Below are 4976 nucleotides of genomic sequence, written 5' to 3' on the forward strand. Positions count from 1 at the left end.
CCCGGTCCCATCCCGAACCCGGTAGCTAAGACCCACAGCGCTGATGGTACTGCACTCGGAAGGGTGTGGGAGAGTAAGACACCGCCGGGATTAACATGAAAGAAAGAAGTGGTCGAGGCCGCACCCCTTAGGGGGCGCGGCCTCCCACCATTTAACACACCTATTCCTGAGCACCGGCGCGAACACCAAGCCCACCCACGAACACGAAGCCCACTCGCGAGCACCGATGCACGCACGATCACCAGCACACGCCCCCAGCCCGGGGGCTTTTTCCATGTGTCCCATGGGGAGCCTCTCTGAGTCCTTACTCCTTCCGTTCCGGGAATGGGCATTCAACGAATGATTCCCGTTGTCGCCACATCGCATCCCGGTGACGCCTTGCGTGACGCCGCTCACCGCAGATGCAACGATGGGGCCATGAACACCTCATCGAATGACAGCCTGAGAACGCCACTGTGGACCCCCTCGGAGGACTCCATTCGTGGCTCGCGGATGTTCGACTTCGCCCGGTGGGCAGAACGCCGGCACGGGATCGAGCTCCCGGACTATCCCTCACTGCACGCGTGGTCGGTGGAGCAGATGAACGAGTTCTGGCAGGGCGTCTGGGACTACTTCGACGTCGTGGCTTCCCGGCCGGGGGAACAGGCACTGAGTACCTCCGAGAGCTCGGAGGCGCATACGGGGATGCCCGGCGCTCAGTGGTTCCCCGGTGCACGCCTCAACTACGCTGAGAACTCGCTACGGGCGGCCCGCACCCGGCCGGACGACGTCGCCATCATCGGGGAGCACGAATCACGTGCACCGGACACCTGGACTTGGGGTGAGTTGGAAGCCCGAGTGGCCTCCGTGGCGCAACAATTGCGTGATCTCGGGATCGTCCCGGGGGACCGGGTGGCCGCTGTACTTCCCAACCTTCCGGAAACTGCGATCGCCATGCTGGCCACCGCGTCCGTGGGTGCCGTGTGGTCGGTGGTGAACACCGACTTCGGGCCGTCCGGGGTCGCGGACCGCTTCGCGCAGATCGAACCGCGGGTGCTGTTCGTGGTGGACGGCTACGAGTTCGGCGGGTCGCTGCGGGATATGACCGGGAGCTACGCCGGTTTGCTCGAGGTCCTGCCCACCGTGGAGCAACTGATCGTGGTTGACCAACAACCGCGGGACAAGGTGGGCGCCCTGCCGGAGGGGTCGCTGCGCTTTTCCGAGATCAGCGGGCACGACGTGACGCCGCGGTACGAGCAGCTCCCTTTCGACCATCCCCTGTGGATCCTCTACTCCTCGGGAACCACGGGTAAACCGAAGGGGATTGTGCATTCCCACGGCGGGGTGGTCCTGGAGTTCCTGAAGGCCTTGGGGCTGCACGCCAGTCTCGGACCGGAGGACATCGCGTACTACGCCGTGGCCACCACGTGGATGGTCTGGAACATGCTCGTTGGTATCCTGCTCACCGGTTCCCGCATCATCACCTACGACGGTTCACCCGTGTACGGGGGACCGGAGAAGTCCCTCGAGCTGGCGGCGCGCAACGGGGCCACGTTCTTCGGGACGGGAGCGGGCGTACTGGCCATGATGCAGCGCGCCGGCGTGGTCCCCAATGTGAGCATGGACCTCTCCGCGCTGAAATCGATCCTCGTGACCGGCTCACCGCTGCCCGATGCCACGTGGGACTGGGTGTACGAATCCGTGTCCGACACGGTGCGTCTCGGATCCGATTCGGGCGGCACGGACGTCACGAGCGCGTTCATCGGCACGAACCCGTATCAACCCGTGTACAAGGGCGAGCTCATGGGCCCGTACCTGGGAGTGGACGCCCAGTCGTGGGACCGCGAGGGACGGCGGGTGTACGACCAGGTGGGGGAACTCGTGATCACCCGACCCATGCCGAGCATGCCCGTGTTCTTCTGGGACGATCCGGACGGCTCCCGGTATCACGCGGCCTACTTCGACATGTTCCCCGGCGTGTGGCGCCAAGGGGACTGGGTCACCCAGCTCTCGGAGGGCCCGTTCGTGGTGCACGGGCGATCCGACGCCACGATCAACCGCGGGGGGATCCGGATGGGCTCGGCCGATCTGACCCATGTGGTGGACCAGGTGGACGGCGTGGCGGCGTCCATGGTGATCGGGGCGGAACTCGCGGACGGGGACTACTACATGCCCCTGTTCGTGGTCCCGCAACCGGGCACGCGGCTCACGCAGGAGCTCGAGGAACGCATCGTGCGGGCCATCCGCGAGAGGATCTCCCCGCGGTACGTCCCGGACGAGATCATCGAGGCCCCGGCCGTTCCCCGCACCCGTACGGGCAAGCTGCTGGAGATCCCCGTCAAAAGGCTCTTCCAGGGCGCGGACCCGAGCAGCGTCAACCGCGCGACCGCGGAGGACGCCGAGGTCCTGGACTGGTACGCCGAAGCGGCCCGAAAGTACACCTCGGGAGCCTGACGGCGCAGGCCCCGTCCCCGGTGAACCGGGAGCGGGGCCTGCGGCATGGGTGGGTCGGATCAGGACACGATCTTGCCCGGGTTGAAGTTCGTTCCCGGATCCGCCGCGTGGAACAGCCCCTTCATGAGGGCCACACCCTCGGGGGAGACGTCCTGCTCCATCCACGGCTGGTGCTCCACGCCCACGCCGTGGTGGTGGGACAGGGTGGCACCCGAGTCCACGAAGGACTGCTGGATCGCGGACTTGACGATCTCGTACTCCTCGTACGGTTTCTCGTCGTCGAACACGTAGGCGAACGTGAAGTACAGGCACGCCCCCGAGTGGTACGAGTGCGACATGTGGGACATGATCCAGCCGGTCTTGCCGATCCGCTCGTAGGCGCGCTGAGCGGCGTCGTACGCGGCCTTGTGGACCGTGGTCAGGCGCGACCACGGCGCGGCGGTTTCGGAGACGTCCCCCACCGTGTTCTGCTCGAGCAGGAAGTCGCGCAGGTGCGGGGTGTCGAACTTCTTCTGGTCGTAGAGCGCGCCCGGCCCCGACCCCAGGACGACGGCGCCCTGGGCCTTGGCGATCTTCGCGACGGCCTTCTTGCGCTCGGCGACGTCCTTGGGGGTGCCCTCGAAGCACACGTACGAAATGCACATGGCGTCCGTGTCCCACCCGCGCTTGCGCATCACGGCCCACAGGGCGTCCTGGCCCTTGGCGGCGAGCTTGCCCTTGACGGAGGTCGCGGCCTTCTGCGTGGCCAAGGAGAACGCGGTCTCGTGGGCGTCCGACACGCGGGCGAACGTGAGGGGGATCTCCGCCTCGGTATACTGGCGCACCGCGGTCAGGGCCTGTTGCCACGTGGGGAACATGTAGGCGATGACCTCGTGCTCCTGGGGCAACCGGTGCACCTGGACGGTGAGCTCGGTGATGATCCCGAGCCGGCCCTCAGAGCCGATGATCATCTCGCGCAGGCTGGGCCCGGTGGAGGTCGAGGGCAGGGAGCGTAGCACGACCGTGCCGGACGGGCGGACCATGCGCAGGCCGCGTACGATGTCCGCGATGTCCCCGTACTTGTCCGACTGCATGCCGGAGGAGCGGGTGGCTGCCCAGCCGCCGAGCGTAGAGTGGGCGAACGAGTCCGGGAAGTGGCCCAGGGTCCACCCGCGGGCGTTGAGCTGTTCTTCCATCTCCGGGCCCAGCACGCCGGCCTGGATGGTCGCGAGCCCGGAGGTCTCATCGATCTCGAGCACCTTGTTCAACCGGCCCATGTCCACGGACACGATGCAGCGGGTCTCGTCCGCCTCGGCCTGGAGGCTGCGCGAGATGCTCGAGCCACCCCCGAAGGGGATCACCACGAGGTCGTGCTCCACGGCGGCGGTGAGGATCGCGGTGACCTCGTCCTCGGAGCCGGGGTAGACCACCGCGTCCGGGACGCGCGCGAAATCATTGCGCAGTGTCTGCATCAGTTCCAGGACGGACTTGCCGGCCCAGTGCACGATGCGCAGTTCGTCGTCCACGGACACGTGCTCCGCGCCGCTGATCCCGCGCAGGACGGTCAGCACGTCCTCGGACGCGGTGGACGCCGGGACCCGCGCCGTGGCGAAGTCCACGGTGTCCCGTTCGCGCGGCCGCAGGGACACCCCGATCGCGTTCTTGACGAACGGCGCGAAGGCCGGCTTGTTCTGGTAGTCGAAGAACACGCCTTCCTCGCCCCAACCCCACCACTTCTGATGCTTCACGTGTGCCACTGAGGGACAACCTCTTTCCTGGGTCCGACTAGTCCTGGATTCTGTGCCGGTTCGCAGCGTACAGCGCACGCACCGCGGCCTCGATGCGCTCGTTGAAGCTGTAGGCGTTCTCGTTGCCCCGCGCTCGCAGGGGTGCACCCACGGCCACGACCACCGGCGGGCGGCCCCGGCGGGGCCAGCTCGTACCGCGCGGCATGGCCTCGTGCGCCCCGATCAGGGCCACGGGCACGACCGGCACCTGCATCGCCAGTGCCAATGACGCCGCTCCCACCTTGAACGGGGCCATCTTCCCGGTCTTCGAGCGGGTCCCCTCCGGGAAGATCAGCAGCGGGACACCCGCGGCCAGCAGCTTCTTGGACAGGCCCTTGTTCGCGCCCTCACCGCGACGATCCACGGGGAAGGCGTTGAAGATCAGCTGCGTGAACAGTTTCTTGTGCCACGCGGTGAAGAAGTAGTCCGCGGCCACCCCGGTCGCGAGATCGCGGGAGATGTAGTGCGGCACGCCGCTCATCACGAGCGGGGCGTCCAGATGGCTCGAGTGGTTCGCGACGACCACGCACGTGCCCTTGACCCCGTAGGCCGCGGGATCCACCACGTTGGTGCGGGTGATCGTGCGGTTGACGATCCCCCGGAAGAAGACGGTCTGGGTGATCCGGCGCAGTATCCGGCGCACGGGCTGGGTGTAGTGGGCCGCCGTGAGATCCGCCGACTCCGCCGGGGGAGCGGGCGGATCGGGTTCCTGCCGACCGGTGTGGCCCTCGAGGGAGTCCAACACGCGAGGGTGGGGCTCCGGGGTCGACCGAGGCG

General features: G+C 67.3%; 3 protein-coding genes. 1 reads left to right on the plus strand and 2 read right to left on the minus strand.

Annotated features, from left to right (window positions below; genetic code table 11):
* The first annotated feature begins 417 nt into the window (after nt 1-417).
* Nucleotides 418-2433: an acetoacetate--CoA ligase gene (locus J1M36_RS10585; RefSeq protein WP_206479502.1), complete on the plus strand. Its 2016-nt coding sequence runs from the start codon at nt 418-420 to the stop codon at nt 2431-2433.
* Between the two features lie 59 nt (nt 2434-2492).
* On the opposite strand, the gene J1M36_RS10590 is transcribed toward J1M36_RS10585, so the two are convergent.
* Both J1M36_RS10590 and J1M36_RS10595 read right to left on the minus strand, forming a co-directional pair.
* Nucleotides 2493-4169 (minus strand): FAD-binding oxidoreductase, encoded by a 1677-nt coding sequence (locus J1M36_RS10590; RefSeq protein WP_193519816.1) that lies wholly within the window; start codon nt 4167-4169, stop codon nt 2493-2495.
* A gap of 28 nt (nt 4170-4197) precedes the next feature.
* The coding region (locus tag J1M36_RS10595; RefSeq protein WP_342358334.1) for a lysophospholipid acyltransferase family protein at nt 4198-4976 on the minus strand (779 nt) is incomplete at its 5' end.

The sequence above is a fragment of the Kocuria sp. KRD140 genome, assembly GCF_017168375.1.
GTDB lineage: Bacteria > Actinomycetota > Actinomycetes > Actinomycetales > Micrococcaceae > Kocuria > Kocuria marina.